Source organism: Paenibacillus sp. XP01, assembly GCF_057364885.1.
Map to the genome: position 1 here is coordinate 6,565,534 of NZ_CP139481.1, position 22,435 is coordinate 6,587,968.

The window sequence follows — 22,435 nt, forward strand, 5'->3', positions numbered from 1 at the left end:
GGTCCTTTACTTTTTATCTAAAACGGTTTCGATCCGTTTGAACCAAATGGCATGGAGCCCTGTCCAGGATTCGGCAGCGTATTATGCCTTACGAGGGCGACCTTTCACGCATAACAAAAAACCGCGTCCCGTGAAAGAAGGTTTAATCCCTCATCCACGAAACACGGTATTTGTTTGAACAGCTTCTATGCAAAAGCAAACCTCACACGCTGCGGGAGCAGCCCCTCGCAGCGTTTTGATCCATTAAAATTTCGGCAGCGAGTTGCGCAAACGCTTCTCGCGGTAATTGCGGAAAGCGCGAACGAGCATGCCCAACACCAGCAGCACCACGCCAACGTTGATCGCAACGTCCGCCAGATTGAGAATGCCGCGTCCGGAAGGAAAGACGAGAAAATCCGTCACCTTCCCATATACGAAGCGGTCGATGGCATTGCCCAGCGCGCCGCCAACCATGAACCCGGCCCCCGCATTCATCAGCAGGCCGCGAATTTCTCTCTTTTTCCGGTAATACAGCACACCTGCCACGAACAGAATGGCAATGATGCCGAACAATCTGGCATTCCCCTGAAACATGCTGCCTGCCATGCCGCTATTCTCGTAATGGTGCAGCTGCATGCCGGAGTTCCCCAGCCGCATGTTCTCGCCAACCTCCATGTACATCCGCACCGCCAATTTGGTGCCCTGATCCACCAGAGTGACCAGCAGCGTTATAAAATAAAAAAGCATCGTCATGTTCCTCCTGCCATACTATCGCTATACTCAGCCATATATCCAACCGTCTCAATGTATCGTTAACAGCCGTACGTGTGCCTCTACTGTACCACAGCACCAAGCCTGAAACCAAACGGATTCTCCCTCAAAAAAGGAAAACCTACCCGAATGCCGCAGCATTGGATAGGTTCTTCTGCTTTTGTTATTTTATTGCGGAAAGCACGTCCAGCAGCATGGACTTGAATTTCGGCCGATCGATCGCCTCGCAGACGCGCACGTTCGGCTCTTTGCCGAAACGCCCGTTGATGTCCACGACGCTGTATCCGCGCGTCAACTCGCCTGCCGCTTCCACGTCGACGTAGTACTTGCCGGACTTCGTCATCACCGATTCGTCGGCAGCGACAGCCATGAGCAGCGTATCGGGATGCGTCGTTCCATTCAGCTTATGTACCGCCTTGTTGAATTGCATGACCACCTTGTTGATGGCCGTGAAAAATTGGCTGCCTGCCGTATCCAGCGCCGCGATTTCGGCATGATCATCGTCATCCATGACGGAATATTCGGTGCACATTTCCCAGCCGACCATCGTCATGGGAATGCCGGAATGCAGCACGATTTTGGCCGCTTCGGGATCCACGTAGAAGTTGTATTCCGCCGCCGGCGTAATGTTGCCGAGCGCATTGTTCGTGCCGCCCATGATGTACAGGTGGGCGATCTCCGGTACGATGGTCGGGTCCTTCTGGATCGCCATCGCGATGTTCGTCAGCGGCGCAATGGCCAGCAGCGAAATTTCGCCCGGGTTCGCGTGCACCTTCTCGATGATGAAATCGACCGCATGGCCGGTCTCGGGACGCTGCACCGCTTTCGGGAAATGAGCGCCGCCCATGCCGTCGTCCCCATGGACGTCCTCTACCGTGCGATGTTGGGCTTTGCCGTATGCCAGCATCGGCCGTTCATGGCCTTTGTAGACCGGAACTTTGCCCCCTTTTCCTGCAACCTGCACGGTGTAAAGCGCATTTTCGACTTCCTGGTCGAACTGCACGTTGCCGCCGGTAATCGTAATGCCCTCCACCTGAAAATGATGCAATGCCGTCAGGATCGCAATCGTGTCGTCTCCTGCCGTATCCGTATCAATGATGACTTTTCTCATGCTGAATCTTCCTTTCCTTGATGTTCAACCATACCTTTTCTGGTTCATTTTACATCAAAAAAGTGCCAATGACGATGGAAACGCCGATGATGATCGAACGCAGCAGCTGAGCCACGGCCATATTGCCCTTGGCAATTTCGTCGCATACGCGCATTTTCGGAGTCAGGAAATCGAATATAATATAAACCAAGCACAGAATAATAATTCCCAATACCGACCAGATCAACATATCCAGCCAGGAATGCGTGGAGAAGGACACCATGCCCACGATAATGCACAGCCCGAGCAGCTTGCTTCCCATGTACATTCCCGCCGCCTCATTGCCTTTAGCGATCTCCTCGCTGTCGTTATAACGGGTCAGTCTGCTGAACGCAAAATACCCGCACACCAGCACCACCAGCAAAATGCCGATGCCTATCGCCACGTTCAGCAGGTTCACTCCCAAATTTTCCATTGCCGTTCATCCTCCTCATCATTCATCCGTTCATTTCACCAAGCTTACCGAAGCGGCGCAATAATAGGCCATATCCCCGGTCACCTTCTCGCCGATCCGCGGCAGCACGCCGGCAAACCGTCCGCCGATCACAAATACGCCTGTCAGCAGATAACCGCTGTACCGCCCGTCTTCGGTCGCCATTTGCGCCCGTTCCATCGGGGCTAATTGCTGATAGATCTTGGGCTGGTTATCATAATACGCCGCGATTTCCGCATCGTCTTCATCCGCGGCATCCCCTTTGCTTGCAATGCACTCCTGCTGACGTTCCTGCAAGAAAGGGATGTGTTCTGTTCCGCGATTGGCACTTCCCGATGCAGGCTCCTCTCCGATCAACGAGGTGCCCCGCCCCTCGCGGCCCCAATAACTTTTGGCCACGTACGGGATCGATTGCAGCTCAAAAGGCCCGGATTCGAAATACGTCGGCAGCAGGTATTTTGAGATCACGGCCAGCTCCGCATCGTCGAACAGCCTGAAGCCGCAATACTCCGGCGTCTGCTCATTGCGTTCGTAGAGCGACCAGATCGCCGCCATGAATCCCTTGCTCTGCATCAGCACATGCTGGGCAGGGTTCATCAGGCCGAGGCGACCCTCCTGCACCAGCTCCAGCAAAGCTGCGCCGATGTCCACACCCGTTTCTTCGTCGCGATCATCGATCAGATATTCCAGCGGATAAAGCCGGTACAACAGGTCGATCCGGCGGCCCTGATGATAGAGCGCCTCGCCAGGAACGATCTCCAGCTCTTCCAGCGGCGCGTAATGCACGTCGTACCCGGCCTCCCGGCACCTGTCCATCAGATATTGCGTGTTGGTGCGATCCTCCAGGTGGTCGCCGAACGACGTAAACGTTACCGTTCCCGTTAGCCCGCGTCGCGCGTACTCCTCCAGCCAGCTGCGGAAGCAAAGGCGGATGCATTCGTCCATATCTGCGGAAGGCGAGGCCAGAGCGGCGCTGCCGTCCGCCATGCCGACCAGAATGCCCTCAAGCACGGCGGCTTCCGGAATGCCGGTAGGCGTATCCGTATTGTTTTCGATACATTTGAAGCCAGCCTCGCCGATAATCCAGTCCTGACGGGTAATTCCCCCAAGCACCATCTCCATGCGGGCGGCCGGCACAAGCCCGGGATGGATACCCAACTGCTGCACCAGAAAGCTGTCCGGCATGTAGCGCTGGATGAAGCGCAGCACTTTGCCGTAAATACCTTGTACAGCCTCGGCAGCAACGCGCAGCTCCCGCAGCTCGTCTTCGTTGTACACCGTCAGCGCAGGCACGCAATATTGCTTGCCGTACATGCGATGGTACGGAATGTGGCGCCCCGCTTCGCCTGCAAATACCTCCTCATGGCTGAAGGGCAGCTCATGAATCTGCCTCATGCCGCTTATCCCCCCGAACCGCCAAAGAAGCTGCCGAAGCCGCTCGATTTGGACTTGGAGCTTGAGCTGGATTTGCTGTAGCCGCTCGATTTGCTGGTGCTGGAGGAAGATCCTCCATAATAATAATGCCCGCTGCTGGAGTCGTATTCGCAACCCGTGTCATATTCGGGATCGCATTCGTCGTCGCTGCTGCAGCCGGACAATGCGGCCGGGACGGCCAGCATCAGCGAGAAGGCGATCAGCTTCGCGCGCGATCCGGCTTTGGGTGCATCGCTTCGACCTTCGTCTGCCATTACAGATCAACCTCCTTTACGAAAATAACGACTTTCCTGCGATCCGTATCCAATACCGAATACACGATCTCATAGGTAACGCCTTGGCGAACCAAGTAATGGTCCAGCAGCGCTTCCGCCAGTTCCATCGTGTACGACACGTTGGTACCGGGATCGAACTCCTGAAAAGCCCTTCCATCCCAGCGCATGTATTCCGCACCGTACGTGGAGGACACCCTGCACATGGCAAGGGCAGCGTCCGCAATCGCCGCACCATACTCCTCAGGTTTCTGGCTCTCGTAGTCCGCGACGTAGACGGCATGCTCCCGACCATCCTCGCATTCATTGGAGAGATGCGCCCACAGCCTGTTCTTCATCAGCGTAGCGTCGACCAGCTTGTGCACGAACAGCTCGTCGCGGGATAGCGACAACTGTTCCAATACGCCCGTTTCCATCCGCTTCTCATCCGACCAGTTCCGATAAGTCAATGCGTAATAAATAATGAGTCCTTCCCTTCTGTAAGCCCTGATGGAGCCGTTTCAAAATAATTACAAACGTATTTAACGCATGAGCAAGAAAAAAGTTACACACTTCTCCATGGAACTCAAAAAATCCCACCCTTGCGATAGACAAGGAAAATGCCGATCCAAGCCTGTTTAAAGAAATCACAATATCATTTAGCGAAATTTTTTGATTATATTATCGCTCGGAATGTCCTGTACATTAGAATCCGTCCACTGCATACAAAAAGCGATGGCGACGCCATCGCTTTCCAGTCATTTCGCTGCCGATGGCAGCATCGGACCTGTCTACAACTCGGCCCAACGCGCCAGCAGCTCATTGTGCTCGGAAGAACAGCGCTCCCGCTCGCTCCAAAGTCGGGCGAGCTCCTCGGTATCCGCAAGGGATTCCATCTGCCGGTCGAATTCCTGCATCTCCGCCTCCAGCGCGGCGATCTGCCGTTCCAGCTGCTCGGCCGTCATTTCGGGCTTTCCGCTGCGCGATGAAGCTGCGCCAGAACCGGCATCCAAGCGGGATGCGGAGGGAGAGGCAGCGGTCCGCTCCGCATTACGGGCGGTTTTCCCCGGTCGCGCACCAACGTCTTTGCCTGAATGCTCCGCTTCTGCCCGGCGGTGCAGCTGCTCCGCCTTTTTCGTGCGGTAAGCTTCAAAGTCGCCGAGGTAGGCCGTCATCCGCCCGTTCTCCAGCTCCCATACGCGCGATGCCAGACGATTGACGAAATAACGGTCATGCGAGATCGCCAGCACGGTCCCATCGTAATCGGCGAGCGAATCTTCCAACGCTTCCCGGGACGCGATGTCCAGATGGTTGGTCGGTTCGTCCAGCAGCAGCACGTTCGGCTTCCGCTGCACAAGCAGAGCGAGCCGCAGCCGCGTCCATTCGCCGCCGGAGAGCTGCCCTACCGAACGGAAGACATCCGCTCCGTAGAACAGGTATCGCGCCAGAATGCCTCTTGCCTCCCCTTCCTCGACGCCTGCCTCCAACCGGAAATGCTCCAGCACGGTGAGCTTCGGATCGGCCGGCTCTTCCTGCTGGGCTAGGTATCCGACGTCCACTCGCGCCCCCCACTCCAGCTTGCCGGCACTAGGCTGCTCCTCGCCGAGCAGCAGCTTGAACAGCGTCGTTTTGCCGGAACCGTTGCGGCCGATCAAGGCGATTTTGTCGCCGTATTCAAGCAATCCGGACACGCCGTTCAAGATGCTGCGGCTGCCATAACATTTCTGCACGTCATCCAGCACGGCTACCCGCCGCCCTGTCCGATCTTCCGTGCGCATGTCGAAGTCGGCGTTGCGGCGCTCCAGCACGGGACGTTTCACCTTCTCCATCCGCTCCAGCGCTTTGCGCATGGAAGCCGCGCGGCGGAAAAATTTCTCGTTGCCGCCGATCCGGCCCCATTCTTCGAGCTGGCGGATCGTCTCCTTCATCTTTTTGATCACCTTCTGCTGTTCCTTGAATTCCTCGAACTGCTGCAGCAATCGACGCTCCTTGTCCTGCATGTAATCCGTATAACCGCCTGCCGACGCATGCGCTTCCCCGTCTTCCAACTCAATGGTGCGCGTCACCACCCGGTCGAGGAAATAACGGTCATGGGAGATCAGAACGATGGTTCCGTCGTACTCCTTGAGGAATTCCTCAAGCCACTCGACCCGCTCCAGATCCAGATGGTTGGTCGGCTCATCCAGCAGCAGCAGGTCCGGCCTGACGATCAGCTGGGAAGCCAGCACGACGCGGGTCTGCTCCCCGCCGGACAAGTCGCCGAATGTCCAGCCGTAATGCTCCTTCGCAATGTCCAGCCCGTCTGCAATCTGGTCGATTCGCGCATCCATCTCGTATCCGCCTTGCCGCTCGAACTGCTCCTGCAGCGAGGCGTACCGTTTCAACAGCTTCTCCAGCTGGTCGGCATCCCCCGCGCAATCGGGGTCGGACATTTGCTGCTCCAGTTCCTTCATGCGGGCACGGCAGTCCGTCAGCTCGCGGAATCCGAGGCTCAGCACATCGAGCACCGTGTAATCGTCCAGTCCCTCAGGGATTTGGGCCACGTAGCCGATCTTCGTATCCCTTTTTATGGTCAGTTGTCCCTCATCGGGCTGTGCCAGCCGGGCAAGCAGCCGCATCAAGGTCGTCTTGCCGCTGCCGTTGCGGCCGACCAGGGCAACCTTGTCTCCTTCCATGATTTCAAACGTAATGCCGTCCAGCACCAGATGTGCTCCGTAATATTGGGTCAATTGTTGCGCGCTAATCATCATCATTGTTAGGTTCCTCCTATGGTATGGAAGAGCCCGACCGCAACACAAAAAGAGCCGCAGGAGGTTAGCTCCGCGGCCCTTCAGAATTCAAGCGCAAATTATCGCTTATCGTCCGAATGAGGTCAAGGCAGGCATCTTCTCGCTATGGTTAACTTCCGTATATTCAAAAATGGACAGACTTCTCCCGTTGTACGGAAAAGTATGAACAATGCCAGCCATAGCGATCGGCAGCTGGCTAATACGGTTGTTGACCATCTCGTGATTCACCTGTCTTCACCTCCTTGTCATAATTATTGCCAATATATCATAGCATCATGGCGAACTGCAAGCCCGATTTTTTCAGCGACCTGTTCTGCGCCGATGCGTTACAACCAGCGCAATCACCACGGACACGAAGGAAAGCAGTCCCGAAGCCAGAATGGACATGCCCATCAAACCGTATCCAAGCCCGCTCCAGCCGCCGATGCGCGCACTGATCAGAATGATGGTACCCCCGCCCACGATCACGAATCCGGGCAAAACAAACTGAACCCACGTCAGCTTCCGACCCTGTAAACGATAGATGCTCCATCCGATCAGCAGTTGCACCGCGACCATCAGCAGCGTCCATAAGATCAGCACTCCCATACGTACTCCTCCTTGTTCGCGATCCTGCCTTAAACCGGTACCGCGGGGCCCGCTTGGCTAGTTCAGCCATTGCGAGAAAAACGCCTGATACCCCTCTTTCATGGTCGTGCGCGAGAACGCGCCGAACGCATACTCCCGGTTATCCTCCGATACCTTGCGCGGCGAGGCTGCCGCCATATTGACCAGCTCGAACCAATTGGCTTCGTTGCCTGCAAAGGCATGCGGGCCGCGAATGTGGCCGTAGCAGGCGTGCTCCGGTTTCACAACCAGCTTGCCCATGGCCATCGCTTCGGTCAGCGGCATCGCGAACGTATCGAAGGTCGAGCAGCTCCAATATACCTTGGCCGTGTTCATCAGGGTGAACACCTCGGCCTGCGTCAACGCAAACTTCAGCTTCACGTTGAGCGGAATGTCATACTTTTTCATGCTCTCCTCATAACGGCGGCCGCCGAATACCATGTATACGTCCTTGTCCGGGTTCTGCCGGGCATAGTCCAATACGAGGTCGGGACGCCGGTTGGCCTCGTCGCGGCCGATCCAGAGCACCCGGTTATGGACGACCTGATCCGGGTCGTAATGCCGGCGTGCAAGCTCTTCGTCGAAGCCGATCGGAATGACGTTGACGTCATGTACGCCGAATTGGCGATCCAGCTCTCTTTTTAGAAAATCGGTCTGCACAATCGCCTTGTCCACCATCGTGTAAAATGGTTTCATCATTTCGTATCCGGTCAGCGCCGGGTCGGGGAAACTGTGCGGGAACAGCACGCTTTTGGGCAAAAACATGTTCAGGAAGGTAAAACCGGACACGGTATAAATGACATGCTCGATATGTTGACTGTAAATTTGGTCGAGCACGACGTCATAGTTCACCAAGTCGCCCTTCTCATGCTCATAGCCCGGAAGCCAGTCATATCCGCTCACATGCCGCTCCGGCGAAATGAAGACGATCTCCACGCCCAGCTCCTGTCCGATCTGTTTCAGCCGCTCTGCAAACACGCGCGGGCCCTGTGCCTCCGCGAATTGGATTTTACGCATGATCAGTCCTACTTTATGCATACCTCATCCCCCTCATTCTATTCGCGTTCCGGACGTTCATGCGGGCCCGTAGTTTGGCCAAATAACGCTGCCGCACATTGGTTCAACGCTGCCGCCGTCTCCCGCCATTGATTCCGCAGCTGGTCCTCCGGCCAAACGCAGTGCTCCCGCCGCAAATCGCCTTCGATCAGCCTTAACATCCAAATGGAAAATACGAAGGCATACGCATGATACCACTGTACGAAAGAAGACCGCTTCACCCGCTCTGCCCGCTCGCCATGCCGCTCACGTCCATCCAGATACGCTTCCAGCACACGCTCCCGCAGTTCGGGCGACACCCTGCGCGGAAAAAGCGGATGCGCCAAGTCGATCAGATGGTAGACATCCCATAACGGGTTGTTCAAATGGGCATGCTCCCAGTCGATGATGACGGTCCGCCCCTCTGAAGCGGCAATGTTGCCTGGATGAAGGTCTCCATGGCAAAGGACGGGCGATAATGCTGCCGATGACAAACGAATCCAGACCGGGATGCGTTTCCATTGATCCACAGTCAGGTGAATGCCCAGATTCGCCAGCATCTCGTTAACCGTTTGCCCTTGCTCCAACAACTCGTCCAGCATGCGATCCATTGGAGGCTTATGTCCATGGCGCGGAAGCCCGGCCCACTGCGCTGCAGGCAGCGAATGCCATCGGGCTATCTGCGCCGCAGCCGCAATCATTGTCTCCTCGCTGGAGTCATGCACCAGCCTGCCCAAGTCTTCATAGACGATCCAGCTTCGTTCAGGTGCGGTACCGGGCGAAGATGCCGCGATCAAGCGCGGGTAGATCGGCGGCAACGCGGGCAGCACATGTTCGGCCACCCACTGCTCTTTCCCATATTGGTCAGGATGGGTCAACGGTTTGAAAATATAACTGCATCCATCCGCACCGATGAACCGTTCGACGCATCGTCCGTTCCATCCCTGGTACAGCGTTTCCCGGCCCTTGACATGCCGCTCGTCCAGCTCCCCTTCGGTTGTAACCCATTGCTTCACTCGCAAATGTTCGTTCATCCGACACACCTTCCGTTCATATTCCGATCTGTCCTGCCATAGTTGTAATCATCATACTTTGAGCGCCTACCTGTCTGCAAGAATAAGCCAACCATCTTAACCCTTGCATTTTGGTTAGCGATCACTTACTATACAGCCATGACAAACAAACCTCATGCTGACAGCAAAAAGAAAGATATTCTGAGAGCGGCTATGCGGCTCTTTGCGACCAAAGGCGTTGACGGCATTTCCGTCAAAGAGATCGGAGACGCTGCCGGGGTGACCGACGCGGCGATCTATAAACATTTCAAAAACAAGGATGCCGTCGCGCTCGAAGCGTTCACTCAATATTGCGCTGAGTATACCGCCTTGATTGACGGATATGTCCGGCAGGAAGGGCCGGTTATGATGCGTTTCACCCAACTCATCACCGACGTGCTGCGGCTTCACGATGAAGACCCTTACGGGTTGCTGCTGATATCCCAGAACCACGAAATCTTTGCCGACATGGGCAGCAGCGACGATTACCGCCAGCCGCTCGACGCGCTCGCCGATTTGATCGAAGCAGGCATGCAGACCGGCGAGTTGCCGGAGCAGAACGCAAGGTTCACCGCCGTGCTCTTGATCGGTGCCGTAACCAGCATGGCTACGGCCAGCATGCAAGGCGAGCTGCCCCAGCAGCTTGCCCCATACGCAGCTGAAGCGGCGCAGCGATTGGGAGCCATGCTGACGGCCCAACCGAATTTCGGATGATAACCAAAAGAACAGGTCATTCATGGCCTTTTCTTATGCCTATAAGGTTAGTAAACATTAACTAAAATAATGGAACGGGAAGTGTTTGCCCATGAAAAACGTATTGATCATCGAGTCCAACCCGGTCACGAACAGTTTTAACGGCACGCTGGCGGAAGCCTATCGCAAAGGCGCCTTGGCAGCCGGGGCCGACGTGCGCGTCATTCATCTCAACGAAATGCGGTTTGACCCCAACCTTTCGGGAGGTTACCGTGACAAAATGCCGCTTGAACCCGATCTCCTGGAAGCGCAGGAGCTCATCAAGTGGGCAGAACACATCGTGTTTGTCTATCCGATCTGGTGGGGAGGTCCACCCGCGCTGCTGAAAGGGTTTCTGGACCGGATATTGCAGCCGGGATTCGGCTTCAAATATAAAAAGGGGAGCCCCTTGCCCGAACAGCTGCTTAAAGGCCGCACGGCCCGCCTGATTACAACGATGGACGGACCGCACTGGTACTTCAAGTTCATCCAAGGCCAGCCGGGCCACAACATGATGAAAAACTCCATTCTCCGCTTCTGCGGCATCAAACCGATCGGCATCACCGCCGTGGGCCAAGTGGGCAAGCTCTCGGCGGAACGCCGGCAGTCCTGGGCCGGGAAAATAGAACGGCTCGGGCAGCGGCTGAAGTAGCCTCTCCGGCTCCGCCGCCGCTTTTTTATTTTTTCATCATCAGACGGACGGCACTCGCCCCATGCAAAAAATGCGGCCCCACAAAGGCCGCATTTCTCATTTTAGTTTGGCATGCGCTATCTTCTATAACTGAAGGAAAGCTTTTAGCGTCCGGTCGGATAGTCCAGGCAAGTATTCGTGCCCGTATTCGGGATACACCAGCAGCTCTTTCTCCGCAGCTATGCGGTTGTATGCCGCAAACTGGGTGGATGGCGGACAGACCGGATCGGCCAGCCCCGTGACGAACAGCACCCTTGCGCGAATACGGTCGGCCAGATTGGATATGTCGATGTACCCCAGCCTGCGAAACACCTCTTCCTCCCGCAGATGGTTCGGGTCGAACCAGCGGAAATAGTAGACGAGCTCCTCATAGGCTGATGTGGATGCCCCCAGCTCCCAGGCGCGCTTGTAGTCGGAGAGAAAGGGATAGACGGACACCGCCAGCTTCACGCGCGGTTCCAGTGCGGCACAGGCCGCGGCCAGCGCGCCTCCCTGCGAGCATCCGTATACGCCCACGCGGCCTTCATCCACGCCAGGCATCGCCATCAGAATGCGCACCGTCTGTACGGTATCGAGGAAAACCTGGCGGTAGTACAGCTTATCCGGGTCCGGATCGTCCAGGCCGCGAATGATCTGCCCGCGAATGGTCGTCCCCTTCACGGACTGGTTATCCTCCGACAGGCCGCCCTGCCCCCGGCAATCCAGCGCCAGCACCGTCATGCCGTGGGCCGCATACGCGACCTTGTCGAACCAGTCGCCGCTGTCGCACGAGTATCCGTGAAACATCGCCATCGCCGGCCCTTGGTCGGCGGACGATCGGATCGGACGTGCCAGCTTGGCATGTACCCTTGCACCTCCCACCCCTGTAAAGTATAGGTGGAAGCATTCGGCCACCGGCGATTGGAATGATGCCGGCACCAGTTCATAGTCCAGCGGCTGTCGTTCCAGCTCCGCAAGCGCCCGCTCCCAATAGGCGTCGAAGTCCTCCGGCTTCGGACTGCTTCCGCTGTAGGCTTTTAGTTGTTCCAAAGGCATATCGCCCATGCTGCTCACCCCTTCATGGTCAATCATCCCTGCCCGTCTGGAACGGGAGCAAGAATCTCTCCCCCCGCATCCGTTCGGGAAATTACAGGCGTCCTTCCTCTGTATCCCCGGGAATCACTTCGTTGGTTTCGATCACGTAGTTCACGATCTCGCCGACCGTTGTATACGCAACGCCGACATACGTATCTGCAGCGCCATAATAGATCGCGATCCTGCCGGACTCCGCATCATGCAGCGTGGCGCACGGGAATACCACATTGTCCACAAAACCCTGCTCCTCATACCATTGCTCCGGGGTCAGCACAAAGTTGGCCGAACGGTACTTCACCTTCGACGGCTCATCCAGATCCAGGATGACGGCACCCATGCTGTACACGAAGCCGTTGCACGTGCCGGTAACGCCGTGGTAGAACATCAGCCAGCCCTCCGACGTTTCGATCGGAGCAGGCCCGCCTCCGATTTTGACCGATTGCCACCAGCCTTGGCCCCCCTTGCTCATCACATGGCGATGTTTGCCCCAATACACCAGATCCGGACTTTCACTGAGGAAAATGTCACCGAACGGCGTATGCCCGCTGTCGCTGGGCCTGGACAGCATGACATAGTTATCGTTGATTTTGCGCGGGAACAGCACGCCGTTGCGATTGAACGGCAGCATCGGATTTTCGAGCCGCACAAACGTTTTGAAATCGTCCGTCCGGGCCAGTCCGAGAGCAGCGCCATAAAAGTCGGTGCACCAAATGATGTAGTAGGCGTCCTCAACCTTCACCAGCCGCGGGTCGTACGCATAATTCGGCATGAAGGGCTCGCCTTGTTCGTCCACGAAGGCGATCCGTTCCTCCTCGATCGTCCAGCTCAACCCGTCTTCGCTTCTTCCCAGATGCAGGTGCGGACGGCCGTTGATCGTTTCGGCGCGGAACACGCCGATGAATTTGCCCTCGTATGGCACCACCGCGCTGTTGAAGACGCGGGCTACTCCCTTGGCCGGATTGCGCGGAATGACCGGATTGGCGGAATGACGCCACACCGGACCCTCGAAGCCCTCCGGTTTATCCTCCCATGGCATGTTGGACAAGGCCTCGCCGACGATGCGAATTTCTTTCTTTTCGATGACAGTCATCGTATTGATCTCCCTTCATGTGAAATGATTATCGATCCGACTATTTGACCGAACCTTGCGTGAAGCCGTTATAGATGTATTTCTGCAGCAGCAGGAAAATAATCATGGTAGGAATGATAGCGATCATGATGCCTGCGCTGATGACCTCCCATTGGGAGCCGAAAGGGCCCTTGAACTTGAAGAGAGCGGTCGAGATGACCTGCAAATCGGTTTTGGGCATGTACAGGAACGGCGTGTAGAAATCGTTATAGATGTTGACCCCTTTGACGATAATGACGGTCACGATGGCCGGCTTGAGCAGCGGCAAAATGATTCTCCAGTAAATGGTGAAGTAGGACGCCCCGTCCAGCATCGCCGACTCGTCCAGCGCCGTGGAGATCGAACCCAGAAATTGCAGGAAAATATATACGGCAATAATGTCGGTGCCCAGATACATGACGATGGCCGCCCAGCGCGTATTGAACAGCTCCAGCGCATTGATAATCTGGAAGGTGGCGACTTGCGTCGTTACGCTCGGAATGAGCGTCGCCAGCAGAAAGGCGGTCAGCATCACCTTTTTGCCCCGAAAGTTAAAACGGTCCAGAATGTAGGCGATCATGGAACCGGTGAGCGTTGCTCCAATGATGGAGATGACCAGAATGATCAGCGTGTTTTTGAAACCTGTAAGCATGTTGCCGTCCACGAACGCCTTCGTGTAATTGGCGAAGTTAAGCCAGTTCTCCGGCGGGGCCAGCGGGCTGCTCGTTGCGTATTCTCCGTTGGTTTTGAAGGAAGCGAACAGCACGACCACAATCGGGATCAAAGCGACCAATGCGGCGATGATGAGCGAGGCATACTTGAAAATGCCCGCGAGCGTATATTTGGCTTGTTGCATGTTCAGTCCTCCCCTTTAATGGCGATGCGCTGGATCATCGTTACTACGATGACGATCAGCAGCAGCACGACCGCCATAGCCGAAGCCAGCCCCAGCTTGCCGTATTTGAAGGCCAAATGTACCGTCTGGATCACAAACGTCATGCTTCCGTTGGAGCCGTCGGTCATGATATATGGAATATCGAACGCGCTAATGGCGCCGCTGATGGCCAAAATTAGATTAAGCTGCAAAATCTTGACGATGCTCGGCAGGATGATATGCCGGAACTGCTGCCAGCGATTGGCTCCGTCAATATCAGCCGCTTCGTACACATCTTTTTGAATGGAGGAGATCGCTCCAAGGAAAATAATGAAGTTGAAGCCCATATATCTCCACACCGACGCACTCGCCAGCGAAACGTTGATGATGTTCGGATTTCCGAGCCACAGCTGCGTATATTGACCGAGGCCAAGTGCGTTCAGCAATGTATCCAGCGTGCCGTCCGGCTTGAAGAAAAACAGGAAGATGAATCCGATCGCCACCCCGTTCAGCAGGTACGGGAAAAAGAGCACGCCCTTGAACAAATTTTTGCCTCGCAAATTGAAGCTCAGAATGGTGGCAAAATATAGAGCCAGCCCCATCTGCACAAACGTAGCCACGAAATAATAGGCACTGACGATGAATACTTTGAAATACTCCGGATCACTGAAGATGCGCGCGTAATTTTCGAAGCCGACATAGTCCATGCGCTTGCTGTATCCGTTCCAATCGGTGAAGCTGTACTTGAACATGTTGAACACGGGCAAGTAGGCGAAGGTAAACAAAAGTGCCAACGGCACGATGGAAAAAAGGATAATAATCAGTTTGCGTTGAGCCGAATAGCCCCAATCGGAAACCTTCAAGTATTTCATGCTCTCCACACCTCCCAGCGGATATCTCCGCTATTTGCAAAAACGTCGATTGAACGGCGTTCGGGAACATGCCGCCCGCCGCACGACTCCTGATCCAGACTGAAACGGCTTGCGATCCGGGTGTACGCTACCCGGCAAACGGAACCCGGCAGGCCCCGTTTCCCAGACAACTCCTTTTCTCTCTCACCGGATCGCAACGCCGACGGATGATTTACTTTGCGACTTCGGCACGCGCTTTGACCCACTTGTCGTTCAGGTCTTTCATGATGTCATCATAGGTTTCGCTGCGATTGCCGATGGCGGCTTCGATGATGCGTTTCTTGAAGTCCGGCTGCCAAAGGCCGATTTCGCCTTCGTTGTCGATTTTGTCGATCAATCCTTCCTGCCCTTCCTTCGCCGGCGTCAGCGTCGAAAATTTCACGTCGCTGTATTGCTTCAGAATCGGAGGCAGTTCCGCGCTCTTGTCGGCGCTCATGCCGCCGCCCTGCTCGACGGCATAATTGGATTTGGCCAGGAACCAGTCGATCCATGCCTTGGCGGCCGGTTTGTTCTCGCTGTTTACGTTCATGCCGATGTTGTAGTCCGCGGAGAGCGGCACGATGACCTCGCTTGCATTGGTCGGGAACGGCAGAAATCCGATGTCGTCCGGTTTGTCGGTAAGATCCTGAATCTGCGTGATGGCCCAAGAGCCAAGCGCCATCGTCGCGATTTTCCCATTCGCCAGATCCGCCTTGGAGCTCTCCCAATCGGTTGTTGTCGGATCTTTCTCGATCAGACCGTTCTTGGCGGCATCATACAGCACCTTGTACAGCTCGTAATGCGGCTGACCTGGCACGAAGTTATCGTCGGTGTTCGGCTGTTCTACATTCACGTAATCGATGCTGCCGGCCACGGTAGGCAAATCCGATTCCCATTGGGTCAATGCCCAGCCTGATGCATAGTTCGTATAGAGCGGGATCGCATCGGTGTTGTTTTTGATGACTTGCAGAGCGGCCTGAAATTGCTCCGGCGTTTTCGGCAATTCGGCAATGCCCGCATCCTTGAAGACCTGTTTGTTATAAATGATGCCGGAGAACGTAATCACCGTCGGAATGCCGTACACCTTGCCGTCCACCATGCGTTCTTCGATGGCGGTGTATTTGTCCTTCAGCTCGTCGTACGTGCCAAGCGGCTCGAAGAAATCAGGAATATCCGCAATCGGCACACTGGTCGGAATCATGAGCACATCACCGTAATCCTTCGTGCTCATGCGGATCTTCACCTGACCCTCATAATCGGCCAATGCCTGAAAGTTGACCTTTACATCCGGATACTCCTTGTTGAATTCTGCGGCGTACTCCTTGAATACGGTGTCCACGATATCCGTCCGCTGCGTCAATACCGTAATTTCGCCTTTGATGTCGGCCGGGTCCGTGCTGATTTCTTCGCCTGCCGAAGTCCCGCCTCCCGACGAACATGCTGCAAGCAATGAAGTAATGAGCAGCATGGTGAGCAGCAGCATCCAACCTTTTGGTTTCTTCATGAAGCTTCGACCCCTTTCGAGTTATAAATTAAGTTATCGTTTAGGTTACAAAATGAATTCTATATTGGTAACGCTTACGTGTCAATACAGAGAAACATTGCTTCTTTTCGATGGAATGCATAACGGCTCATTGACATCCAACCTTCTCCCCCATAATATAATAAACTAAGGTTACCGATTACTTTATTTTATGTTTTAATTAAAATACGTTCATACCAAATCTGAAGGAGCGCTCATTCATGATCGAGGCAGCACAACTCAAACACGAAATCAAAGCGCACTGGGAAGAGAAAATTTTGCCTTTCTGGTCCGCCCTTAAGGATGACAAGCACGGCGGATACTACGGCTGGGTCGACAACGGCCTGCGCGTGAATCAGGATGCCCCCAAAGGCGGGATTGCAACCGCGCGCCAGCTATGGTCCTTTGCAGCCGCATATCGCGTGACGGGCGAAGCGAAATGGCGCGAGCATGCGGAGCACGCCTACCGATTTCTCGTCAATCATCTGCTCGATGCCGAGCACGGCGGGCTGTACTGGATGGTAGAGGCCGACGGAAAAGCCCTCGACACCAGCAAACATGTATATGCGCAAGCATTCGGGGTTTACTCGCTCAGCGAGTATTACCGAGCGACAGCAGACACCTCGGCGCTGGGGTTGGCTCGGGCCCTGTTCGACCTGATCGAGGACAAAGGTCTGAACAAGGAGCTGCCTGCCTACAAGGAGCAGTTCGACCGTCACTGGAACGAACAGCCCAATGAAATGTTAAGCGAAAACGGGGTCATCGCGGACTATACGATGAATACGCACATACATGTGCTGGAGGCGTACACCACCCTGTACCGCGTCTGGCCGGATGCCAGGGTGAAGGCTGCACTGGAGCGTTTGCTCGCCATTTTGCATGAACATGTGTACAACCCGGACACCGCATTTCTGGGGGTGTTTTTTGATAAACAGTGGAATTCCATCATTGACCTGCAATCCTACGGACATGACATCGAGGCGAGCTGGCTGATCGACGATACCCTTCGTGTGCTTGGACTGGATCAGCATCCCCAATATTCTTCGATGGTGAAGGATATTGCCTACAACATTGCCGCCGAAGCGATCCAGCCGGACGGTTCGCTCGCCAACGAGCGGGAAGACGGCCGCGTGGACGACACGAGAATCTGGTGGGTTCAGGCCGAAGCGATGGTCGGTTTCTACAATGCATATCAGCGCACTGGGGATACTTCGTTTCTGGAGAAGGTAAGCGGATTGTGGAAATACACGAAGGAGCATATCGTCGATTCGCGTCCGGGCGGGGAATGGTTCTGGTCGGTCGCCGCGGACGGCACGCCAAGCCTTCACGAAATGGCCGGGCCATGGAAATGCCCTTACCATAACAGCCGATTTTGCATCGAACTAATCGAGAGGATGGGATAACGATGATACACCCGAAATATTATGACATGCTCGAACAACAAGAACTGCTGCTGAACCGTCCGAATGAGAAATGCGATTCTTTCTACAACGGCATATACGATCGATACCGCTATCCTGTCGTTACGCGCCATCACGTACCGCTGCACTGGAGATTCGATCTGAATGAGCAGACCAATCCGCATTTCATGGAACGGCTCGGCATCAATGCCACTTTGAATCCGGGCGCGATCTATCACGAGGGAAAATATATCTTGGTGGTACGAACCGAAGGATTGGACCGGAAATCCATCTTTGCGCTTGCCGAGAGCGATAACGGCATCGACGGATTCCGTTTCACGGGAGCCCCGCTGGTCTGGAACGACATTGATGCGGACGAAACCAATCAGTACGACATGCGGCTCGTCAAGCATGAAGACGGCTGGATCTACGGCATTTACTGTTCGGAGCGCAAGGACCCTGACGTGCCCGCATCGGACACGTCCAGCGCCGTAGCCCAGGCAGGACTTGTACGGACGCGGGATCTCGCCACATGGGAGCGCCTGCCGAACATTCAAACGAAATCGCCGCAGCAGCGCAACGTGGTGCTGCACCCGGAATTCGTGGACGGCAAATACGCGTTCTATACCCGACCGCAGGACGGATTCATCTCTACAGGCACCGGCGGCGGTATCGCATTCGGATTGTGCGATGACATCCTTAATCCGAAGATCGACGAAGAGCGCGTCATGGACGAACGCCGCTACCACACGGTTTATGAGGTGAAAAACGGTCAAGGGCCCGCTCCGCTCAAAACCGACCGCGGTTGGATCCATATCGCTCACGGGGTGCGCAATACGGCCGCAGGCCTGCGTTACGTGCTGTACACGTTCGCGACGGCCCTGGAGGACCCAGCGCGAGTGATCGCCAAACCCGGCGGGCATTTCATCGCACCTTATGACGATGAGCGCGTAGGCGACGTATCCAACGTCATCTTCTGCAACGGCGCCGTAGTCAACGAGAAGGACGAGGTATTCATTTATTACGCATCCAGCGATACCCGCTGCCATGTGGCCACGACGACGTTGGATAAGCTGGTCGATTACACCTTCAATACGCCAGCCGATCCATATCGCTCCCTGGATTGCGCCATTCAGCGCGGCGAGCTTATCGCGCAGAACGAAAAACTGCTGCAGCTCCAAACAACCTGAAGCGCATCCGAAGAGACCGATCCTTCCGCTGGCCAGGAACGGCCTTCTTTACCCTCGAATTTCTTTATTCCGCGCAAGTAACGATGTATACTGATATGGATTGTTACTATGCATAACGAAATGAAGAAAACCGGTAATTGGAGGACTGCACACTGGACCTATACCGGCTTGAAGGGGGCGACCAAAGCTGAAGAACAACATCACCATGCGGGATATCGCCGACAGGCTCGGGGTCAGCAGTGTGACCGTCTCGAAAGCACTTAACGATAAGGAAGGCGTCAGCGACGAGTTGAAGGAGAAGATCAAGGCGCTGGCCGTGGAAATGGGCTACCGCTTCAACGCTGCCGCAAGGTCGATGAAGGAAGGCCTGACGCACAACATCGGCGTCATTATTCCCGAGCGCTTCACCGGGCCCGACCAATCGTTCTATGTCCGTGTCTTCCAACGGATTACGAAGCATCTGGAGGATCAGGGCTACTACGGTATCCTCCATATTTTGAACGAACACGACGAAAAAGCATTGACGCTTCCACGGCTGTACAGCGAGAGCAAGGTGGATGGGTTCATCGTGCTGGGTCAGATCAGCAAAGAATACATCGAGCTGGTGCAGTCGATGGAAGCGCCGAAAATATTTTTGGATTTTTACGACGAACATGCGGATATCGACTCGGTGGTCACGGACAATTTCTATGCCGCATACGAGCTGACCAACTACCTCGTTCAGCAGGGCCATCGCCAAATCGCCTATGTCGGCAATCTGTATTCGACCAGCAGCATTCAGGACCGCTTCCTCGGCTATTACAAATCCTTGCTGGAGCACCGGCTTCCGCTAAACCAGGAACTGGTGCTCAACGATCGGGACGAAAGGGGAACCTTTGTCGAGATCGAACTGCCCGAGGAACTGCCTACCGCTTTTGTCTGCAACTGCGATCAGGTAGCGCACCTGCTGGTGCAGAAGCTGACCTCCATGGGGGTTCGGGTACCGGATCAATGTTCCGTGGTCGGCTTCGATAACGATATTTACGCTATGCTGTCCGATCCAAAGCTCACCACAGTGGAAGTGGATGTCGAACATATGGCGCGAACCGCCGTACAATCCATTTTGAAAAAAATCGAGCAGCCTAACCGCAGCTTCGGACGCGTGCAGGTCAAGGGGAACATTATCTACCGCGATTCCGTCAGCACGCCGCCCGCTAATGCGGAGCATCCGCTATAAGAACTGTACCGCCCACCCGTTCCTCGGGATGCCTCAATCGCGGCTGCCCAAAGCGTCAGCCTACGCAGTTTGCTCGATCGTTCAAGCCCCGAATGGGTTTGAGCGCAGGCACAGTTTTGCACGTCGGTTCAACCGAATACAAACACCCCGCGAACGCGAACGTTCCCGGGGTGTTTTGGCGTTGACTCGGCAAAGCAAAGTGCCGTTCAACTTCACCGTTTCTCAGCCATGTCTGGCAAACCGTTCTCGCCAGGCTCTTTTGCCGTTTAGTAGGCGACCTTCAACCAATTCTCCTTAGACCACGAAAGCTTGCCGGCACCGGCTCCGTTCGAACCGGAGAGCCGCGCGTTCAGCGTGGATGGATCGTCCACCGAATAGCTGTAAGGCAGAGACGAGAAGCCGTTCCACGAAAACGCCTTAATAGCTGCGGGGACAGGGCCAAGCGGGCTGCCCGAGGCATCGCTGTCGCCCCGGAACGAACTTCCGTCCAGCGAATAGATCGTGTCGGCAACCCGAATTTTGCCCGTATACGCTGCATCGGACGGATCGGTTTGATTGTTGCGGACCGGGTATACCACGTCCTTGATGACTGATTTTTCCACCAGCACGGCACCGCTTTCCGTCGAAATCGCTCCATTGCTGGTGACGTCGAACTTATACCCTTTGGACGAAATGGCCGAGGCCATGGCTGACGTAATTTTGCCCTTGGCCGCACGCGCTCCGCTTGCATCCATAATGATGTTGTACGCGTGCACATTGCCGCCGCGCAGGCGCGGCATGCGGTCCTGGATGTCTTTGTACAGGTTATGGTGCAGCGTCATGGACAGATTTGCGTTGGCCGCCTCAAGGCTGGTCGAGCCCACAAGATGCCCTTTTTTCTGCGAGGAAGCGACGGCGATAATGTCCGCTTTGCTCAGGCCCACGGTACTGCTGCGAAGATAGTTGTACATCGGGTAGGCGGATTTGTTTGCCTCGAGCTCGTTGATCTGCTGCGTAACCCAGCTATTCGAGCTGCCGTCGTCGCCTTTGAACAGAGACCAGGAAATGGTCACGCCGCTCGTTCCTTTTTTGGAATCCACGAGACCGTCATACGCTTTGTTGAATGTACAGTGATCGATCCAGACGCCGCTGCTTTCTTCCAGCGTAATGTAATCCCAGTCGTTTTTGTCGTAATCGCCCTTGGTCGACTCGTCCCACTCCCATAATTCATCGAATTCCAGATTGCGAATGACCACATTGGAGCTGCGTTTGATCGAGAATGCTGCATGTTTGATCTTGGACCCGTTGGCCGAAAAAATAGTTAGACCGTTAAAGCCGTCGATCGTCACCTTGCTGACGCCGGTCTGCTTCAACACGGGATGGGTCAGCGCATCGTTATGTTTGGCAAACGGGGATGTCTGCGCTGCGCTCGGAATTTCGTTCCAACCCAGATGGAGATCGTTCATGATCTCGACCACCTTGACGCCAGACCCTTTCTTGAGCGCTGCCTGCAGATCGGTCGCCGTATACACCTTCCGGTATTTGGCGGTATCCGATTCGCTCACGATGCCTCCGCCTGCATTGCCTTGGGAGAAGCCCGTCAGATTATAGTCGGCGTTTCCCGCCGCCTTCACATCCGACCCGCCTGCACCCAGAAGCGTGAAACCCAATGCAAGCGCCAGGGCTCCGCTGCACAACGTACGAATCTTGTTTTTCATAGAACGATGCCTCCCGATTCATAATGGAATGTGTTCGTTCGCCAGCCCTTTCCGGACCGCACGGACATGCTCCCAATGTAATTCGGGAAACCGGTTACGACAATAATCTCTGGATCACATTCATGTTTTTGAGGCGGAAAAGCGGCTGTGATCCACCTAAAGCAACCTCCCATCCTTCATGTTTAACCCTGCCTTGATCTAGTCTGAAATGCCTTCAGCATCAACAAGGTAAACCACCATCCTAATTTCCACCTCATTCAACCGCCATCTTCCAATTCCAACCTTTCCAGAATTCACGCGCTTAGTCGTAACGAGCCCTTATCCTGTTAGGGATGGGGATGCAAACGCTTATGGTCTTTGCACACCTTATACATGAATTTTGGGGTTTGGGCCTCTACACGATTTATGCATCCCAGGAACGCGAATGAGGGCGAAGCAAAGCATACATGCGCCATTCTTATGAACATAGCGCGAGTACGCTTCGCATCTCCCCCTGGAATCGTCAGATTTCCGCCAAATAAGACACCCCGGATTCGTGGTT

General features: G+C 55.1%; 23 protein-coding genes. 5 read left to right on the forward strand and 18 right to left on the reverse strand.

Going from position 1 to position 22,435, the window contains the following annotated elements:
* Window positions 1–243 precede the first annotated feature (243 nt).
* The 11 genes from lspA to SNR34_RS29595 form a co-directional block, all read right to left on the reverse strand.
* The gene (lspA, locus tag SNR34_RS29545; protein ID WP_486180784.1) at window positions 244–726 is read right to left on the reverse strand and encodes a signal peptidase II; all 483 of its coding nucleotides are present in this window, start codon (window positions 724–726) and stop codon (window positions 244–246) included.
* Window positions 727–913: 187 nt separating this feature from the next.
* Window positions 914–1,861 carry a nucleoside hydrolase gene (locus SNR34_RS29550; RefSeq protein ID WP_236413326.1) on the reverse strand — a complete coding sequence of 316 codons (948 nt, stop codon included), beginning with the start codon at window positions 1,859–1,861 and terminating at the stop codon, window positions 914–916.
* A 49-nt stretch (window positions 1,862–1,910) separates the two neighbouring features.
* Complete coding sequence (locus SNR34_RS29555; RefSeq protein WP_236413327.1) at window positions 1,911–2,315, reverse strand: DUF350 domain-containing protein; 405 nt, start codon at window positions 2,313–2,315, stop codon at window positions 1,911–1,913.
* A gap of 30 nt (window positions 2,316–2,345) precedes the next feature.
* Entirely contained in the window at window positions 2,346–3,728 is a 1,383-nt protein-coding gene (locus SNR34_RS29560; protein WP_486180785.1) for a glutathionylspermidine synthase family protein, read from the reverse strand.
* Between the two features lie 5 nt (window positions 3,729–3,733).
* Window positions 3,734–4,021, reverse strand: coding sequence for a hypothetical protein (locus tag SNR34_RS29565; RefSeq protein ID WP_236413329.1), 288 nt, complete (start codon window positions 4,019–4,021; stop codon window positions 3,734–3,736).
* Complete coding sequence (locus tag SNR34_RS29570) at window positions 4,021–4,488, reverse strand: hypothetical protein (protein ID WP_486180786.1); 468 nt, start codon at window positions 4,486–4,488, stop codon at window positions 4,021–4,023. The genes SNR34_RS29565 and SNR34_RS29570 overlap by 1 nt, the downstream gene beginning before the upstream one ends.
* Before the next feature lie 321 nt (window positions 4,489–4,809).
* Window positions 4,810–6,771 (reverse strand): ribosomal protection-like ABC-F family protein, encoded by a 1,962-nt coding sequence (abc-f, locus tag SNR34_RS29575; protein ID WP_486180787.1) that lies wholly within the window; start codon window positions 6,769–6,771, stop codon window positions 4,810–4,812.
* 102 nt (window positions 6,772–6,873) lie between these two features.
* A complete protein-coding gene (locus SNR34_RS29580) occupies window positions 6,874–7,035 on the reverse strand; it encodes a hypothetical protein (protein WP_236413332.1) in 162 nt (53 codons plus the stop codon).
* A 72-nt stretch (window positions 7,036–7,107) separates the two neighbouring features.
* A complete protein-coding gene (locus tag SNR34_RS29585; RefSeq protein ID WP_236413333.1) occupies window positions 7,108–7,395 on the reverse strand; it encodes a hypothetical protein in 288 nt (95 codons plus the stop codon).
* Between the two features lie 57 nt (window positions 7,396–7,452).
* A complete protein-coding gene (locus SNR34_RS29590) occupies window positions 7,453–8,451 on the reverse strand; it encodes a glycosyltransferase (RefSeq protein ID WP_486180788.1) in 999 nt (332 codons plus the stop codon).
* A 17-nt stretch (window positions 8,452–8,468) separates the two neighbouring features.
* A complete protein-coding gene (locus tag SNR34_RS29595; RefSeq protein WP_486180789.1) occupies window positions 8,469–9,482 on the reverse strand; it encodes a phosphotransferase family protein in 1,014 nt (337 codons plus the stop codon).
* A gap of 138 nt (window positions 9,483–9,620) precedes the next feature.
* Between SNR34_RS29595 and SNR34_RS29600 the strand changes: the two genes are divergently transcribed.
* Together SNR34_RS29600 and SNR34_RS29605 are read left to right on the forward strand one after the other, a co-directional pair.
* On the forward strand, window positions 9,621–10,214 hold the full coding sequence (locus SNR34_RS29600; protein WP_343261800.1) for a TetR/AcrR family transcriptional regulator: 594 nt from the start codon (window positions 9,621–9,623) through the stop codon (window positions 10,212–10,214).
* A 91-nt stretch (window positions 10,215–10,305) separates the two neighbouring features.
* Complete coding sequence (locus SNR34_RS29605; protein ID WP_339275172.1) at window positions 10,306–10,884, forward strand: NAD(P)H-dependent oxidoreductase; 579 nt, start codon at window positions 10,306–10,308, stop codon at window positions 10,882–10,884.
* A 123-nt stretch (window positions 10,885–11,007) separates the two neighbouring features.
* Here SNR34_RS29605 and SNR34_RS29610 read toward each other — a convergent pair whose 3' ends face one another.
* The 6 genes from SNR34_RS29610 to SNR34_RS29635 form a co-directional block, all read right to left on the reverse strand.
* Window positions 11,008–11,967: an acetylxylan esterase gene (locus SNR34_RS29610; RefSeq protein WP_486180790.1), complete on the reverse strand. Its 960-nt coding sequence runs from the start codon at window positions 11,965–11,967 to the stop codon at window positions 11,008–11,010.
* An 82-nt stretch (window positions 11,968–12,049) separates the two neighbouring features.
* Window positions 12,050–13,087, reverse strand: coding sequence for a glycoside hydrolase family 130 protein (locus SNR34_RS29615; protein WP_236413344.1), 1,038 nt, complete (start codon window positions 13,085–13,087; stop codon window positions 12,050–12,052).
* A gap of 40 nt (window positions 13,088–13,127) precedes the next feature.
* Window positions 13,128–13,961 (reverse strand): carbohydrate ABC transporter permease, encoded by an 834-nt coding sequence (locus SNR34_RS29620; protein ID WP_236413345.1) that lies wholly within the window; start codon window positions 13,959–13,961, stop codon window positions 13,128–13,130.
* Between the two features lie 2 nt (window positions 13,962–13,963).
* Window positions 13,964–14,851 carry a carbohydrate ABC transporter permease gene (locus SNR34_RS29625; RefSeq protein WP_339275177.1) on the reverse strand — a complete coding sequence of 296 codons (888 nt, stop codon included), beginning with the start codon at window positions 14,849–14,851 and terminating at the stop codon, window positions 13,964–13,966.
* Window positions 14,848–15,021 carry a hypothetical protein gene (locus SNR34_RS29630; RefSeq protein WP_236413347.1) on the reverse strand — a complete coding sequence of 58 codons (174 nt, stop codon included), beginning with the start codon at window positions 15,019–15,021 and terminating at the stop codon, window positions 14,848–14,850. The genes SNR34_RS29625 and SNR34_RS29630 overlap by 4 nt, the downstream gene beginning before the upstream one ends.
* Before the next feature lie 41 nt (window positions 15,022–15,062).
* A complete protein-coding gene (locus tag SNR34_RS29635; RefSeq protein WP_236413348.1) occupies window positions 15,063–16,373 on the reverse strand; it encodes an ABC transporter substrate-binding protein in 1,311 nt (436 codons plus the stop codon).
* A 239-nt stretch (window positions 16,374–16,612) separates the two neighbouring features.
* On the opposite strand from SNR34_RS29635, the gene SNR34_RS29640 reads away from it, so the two are divergent.
* The 3 genes from SNR34_RS29640 to SNR34_RS29650 all read left to right on the forward strand — a co-directional run bounded on the left by SNR34_RS29640 (window position 16,613) and on the right by SNR34_RS29650 (window position 20,197).
* The gene (locus SNR34_RS29640) at window positions 16,613–17,794 is read left to right on the forward strand and encodes an AGE family epimerase/isomerase (protein ID WP_236413349.1); all 1,182 of its coding nucleotides are present in this window, start codon (window positions 16,613–16,615) and stop codon (window positions 17,792–17,794) included.
* Window positions 17,795–17,796: 2 nt separating this feature from the next.
* Complete coding sequence (locus SNR34_RS29645) at window positions 17,797–18,981, forward strand: glycoside hydrolase family 130 protein (protein WP_236413350.1); 1,185 nt, start codon at window positions 17,797–17,799, stop codon at window positions 18,979–18,981.
* Between the two features lie 187 nt (window positions 18,982–19,168).
* Window positions 19,169–20,197 carry a substrate-binding domain-containing protein gene (locus SNR34_RS29650; RefSeq protein WP_438286870.1) on the forward strand — a complete coding sequence of 343 codons (1,029 nt, stop codon included), beginning with the start codon at window positions 19,169–19,171 and terminating at the stop codon, window positions 20,195–20,197.
* A 266-nt stretch (window positions 20,198–20,463) separates the two neighbouring features.
* On the opposite strand, the gene SNR34_RS29655 is transcribed toward SNR34_RS29650, so the two are convergent.
* Entirely contained in the window at window positions 20,464–21,894 is a 1,431-nt protein-coding gene (locus SNR34_RS29655; protein WP_486180791.1) for a pectate lyase family protein, read from the reverse strand.
* Window positions 21,895–22,435 lie beyond the last annotated feature (541 nt).

Bases quoted from the DNA above. Each gene is read 5' to 3' on its own strand.
- lspA (WP_486180784.1), bottom strand. From the start codon at position 726: ATGCTTTTTTATTTTATAACGCTGCTGGTCACTCTGGTGGATCAGGGC.
- SNR34_RS29550 (WP_236413326.1), bottom strand. From the start codon at position 1,861: ATGAGAAAAGTCATCATTGATACGGATACGGCAGGAGACGACACGATT.
- SNR34_RS29555 (WP_236413327.1), bottom strand. From the start codon at position 2,315: ATGGAAAATTTGGGAGTGAACCTGCTGAACGTGGCGATAGGCATCGGC.
- SNR34_RS29560 (WP_486180785.1), bottom strand. From the start codon at position 3,728: ATGAGGCAGATTCATGAGCTGCCCTTCAGCCATGAGGAGGTATTTGCA.
- SNR34_RS29565 (WP_236413329.1), bottom strand. From the start codon at position 4,021: ATGGCAGACGAAGGTCGAAGCGATGCACCCAAAGCCGGATCGCGCGCG.
- abc-f (WP_486180787.1), bottom strand. From the start codon at position 6,771: ATGATGATGATTAGCGCGCAACAATTGACCCAATATTACGGAGCACAT.
- SNR34_RS29585 (WP_236413333.1), bottom strand. From the start codon at position 7,395: ATGGGAGTGCTGATCTTATGGACGCTGCTGATGGTCGCGGTGCAACTG.
- SNR34_RS29590 (WP_486180788.1), bottom strand. From the start codon at position 8,451: ATGCATAAAGTAGGACTGATCATGCGTAAAATCCAATTCGCGGAGGCA.
- SNR34_RS29595 (WP_486180789.1), bottom strand. From the start codon at position 9,482: ATGAACGAACATTTGCGAGTGAAGCAATGGGTTACAACCGAAGGGGAG.
- SNR34_RS29600 (WP_343261800.1), top strand. From the start codon at position 9,621: ATGACAAACAAACCTCATGCTGACAGCAAAAAGAAAGATATTCTGAGA.
- SNR34_RS29605 (WP_339275172.1), top strand. From the start codon at position 10,306: ATGAAAAACGTATTGATCATCGAGTCCAACCCGGTCACGAACAGTTTT.
- SNR34_RS29610 (WP_486180790.1), bottom strand. From the start codon at position 11,967: ATGGGCGATATGCCTTTGGAACAACTAAAAGCCTACAGCGGAAGCAGT.
- SNR34_RS29615 (WP_236413344.1), bottom strand. From the start codon at position 13,087: ATGACTGTCATCGAAAAGAAAGAAATTCGCATCGTCGGCGAGGCCTTG.
- SNR34_RS29620 (WP_236413345.1), bottom strand. From the start codon at position 13,961: ATGCAACAAGCCAAATATACGCTCGCGGGCATTTTCAAGTATGCCTCG.
- SNR34_RS29625 (WP_339275177.1), bottom strand. From the start codon at position 14,851: ATGAAATACTTGAAGGTTTCCGATTGGGGCTATTCGGCTCAACGCAAA.
- SNR34_RS29635 (WP_236413348.1), bottom strand. From the start codon at position 16,373: ATGAAGAAACCAAAAGGTTGGATGCTGCTGCTCACCATGCTGCTCATT.
- SNR34_RS29640 (WP_236413349.1), top strand. From the start codon at position 16,613: ATGATCGAGGCAGCACAACTCAAACACGAAATCAAAGCGCACTGGGAA.
- SNR34_RS29645 (WP_236413350.1), top strand. From the start codon at position 17,797: ATGATACACCCGAAATATTATGACATGCTCGAACAACAAGAACTGCTG.
- SNR34_RS29655 (WP_486180791.1), bottom strand. From the start codon at position 21,894: ATGAAAAACAAGATTCGTACGTTGTGCAGCGGAGCCCTGGCGCTTGCA.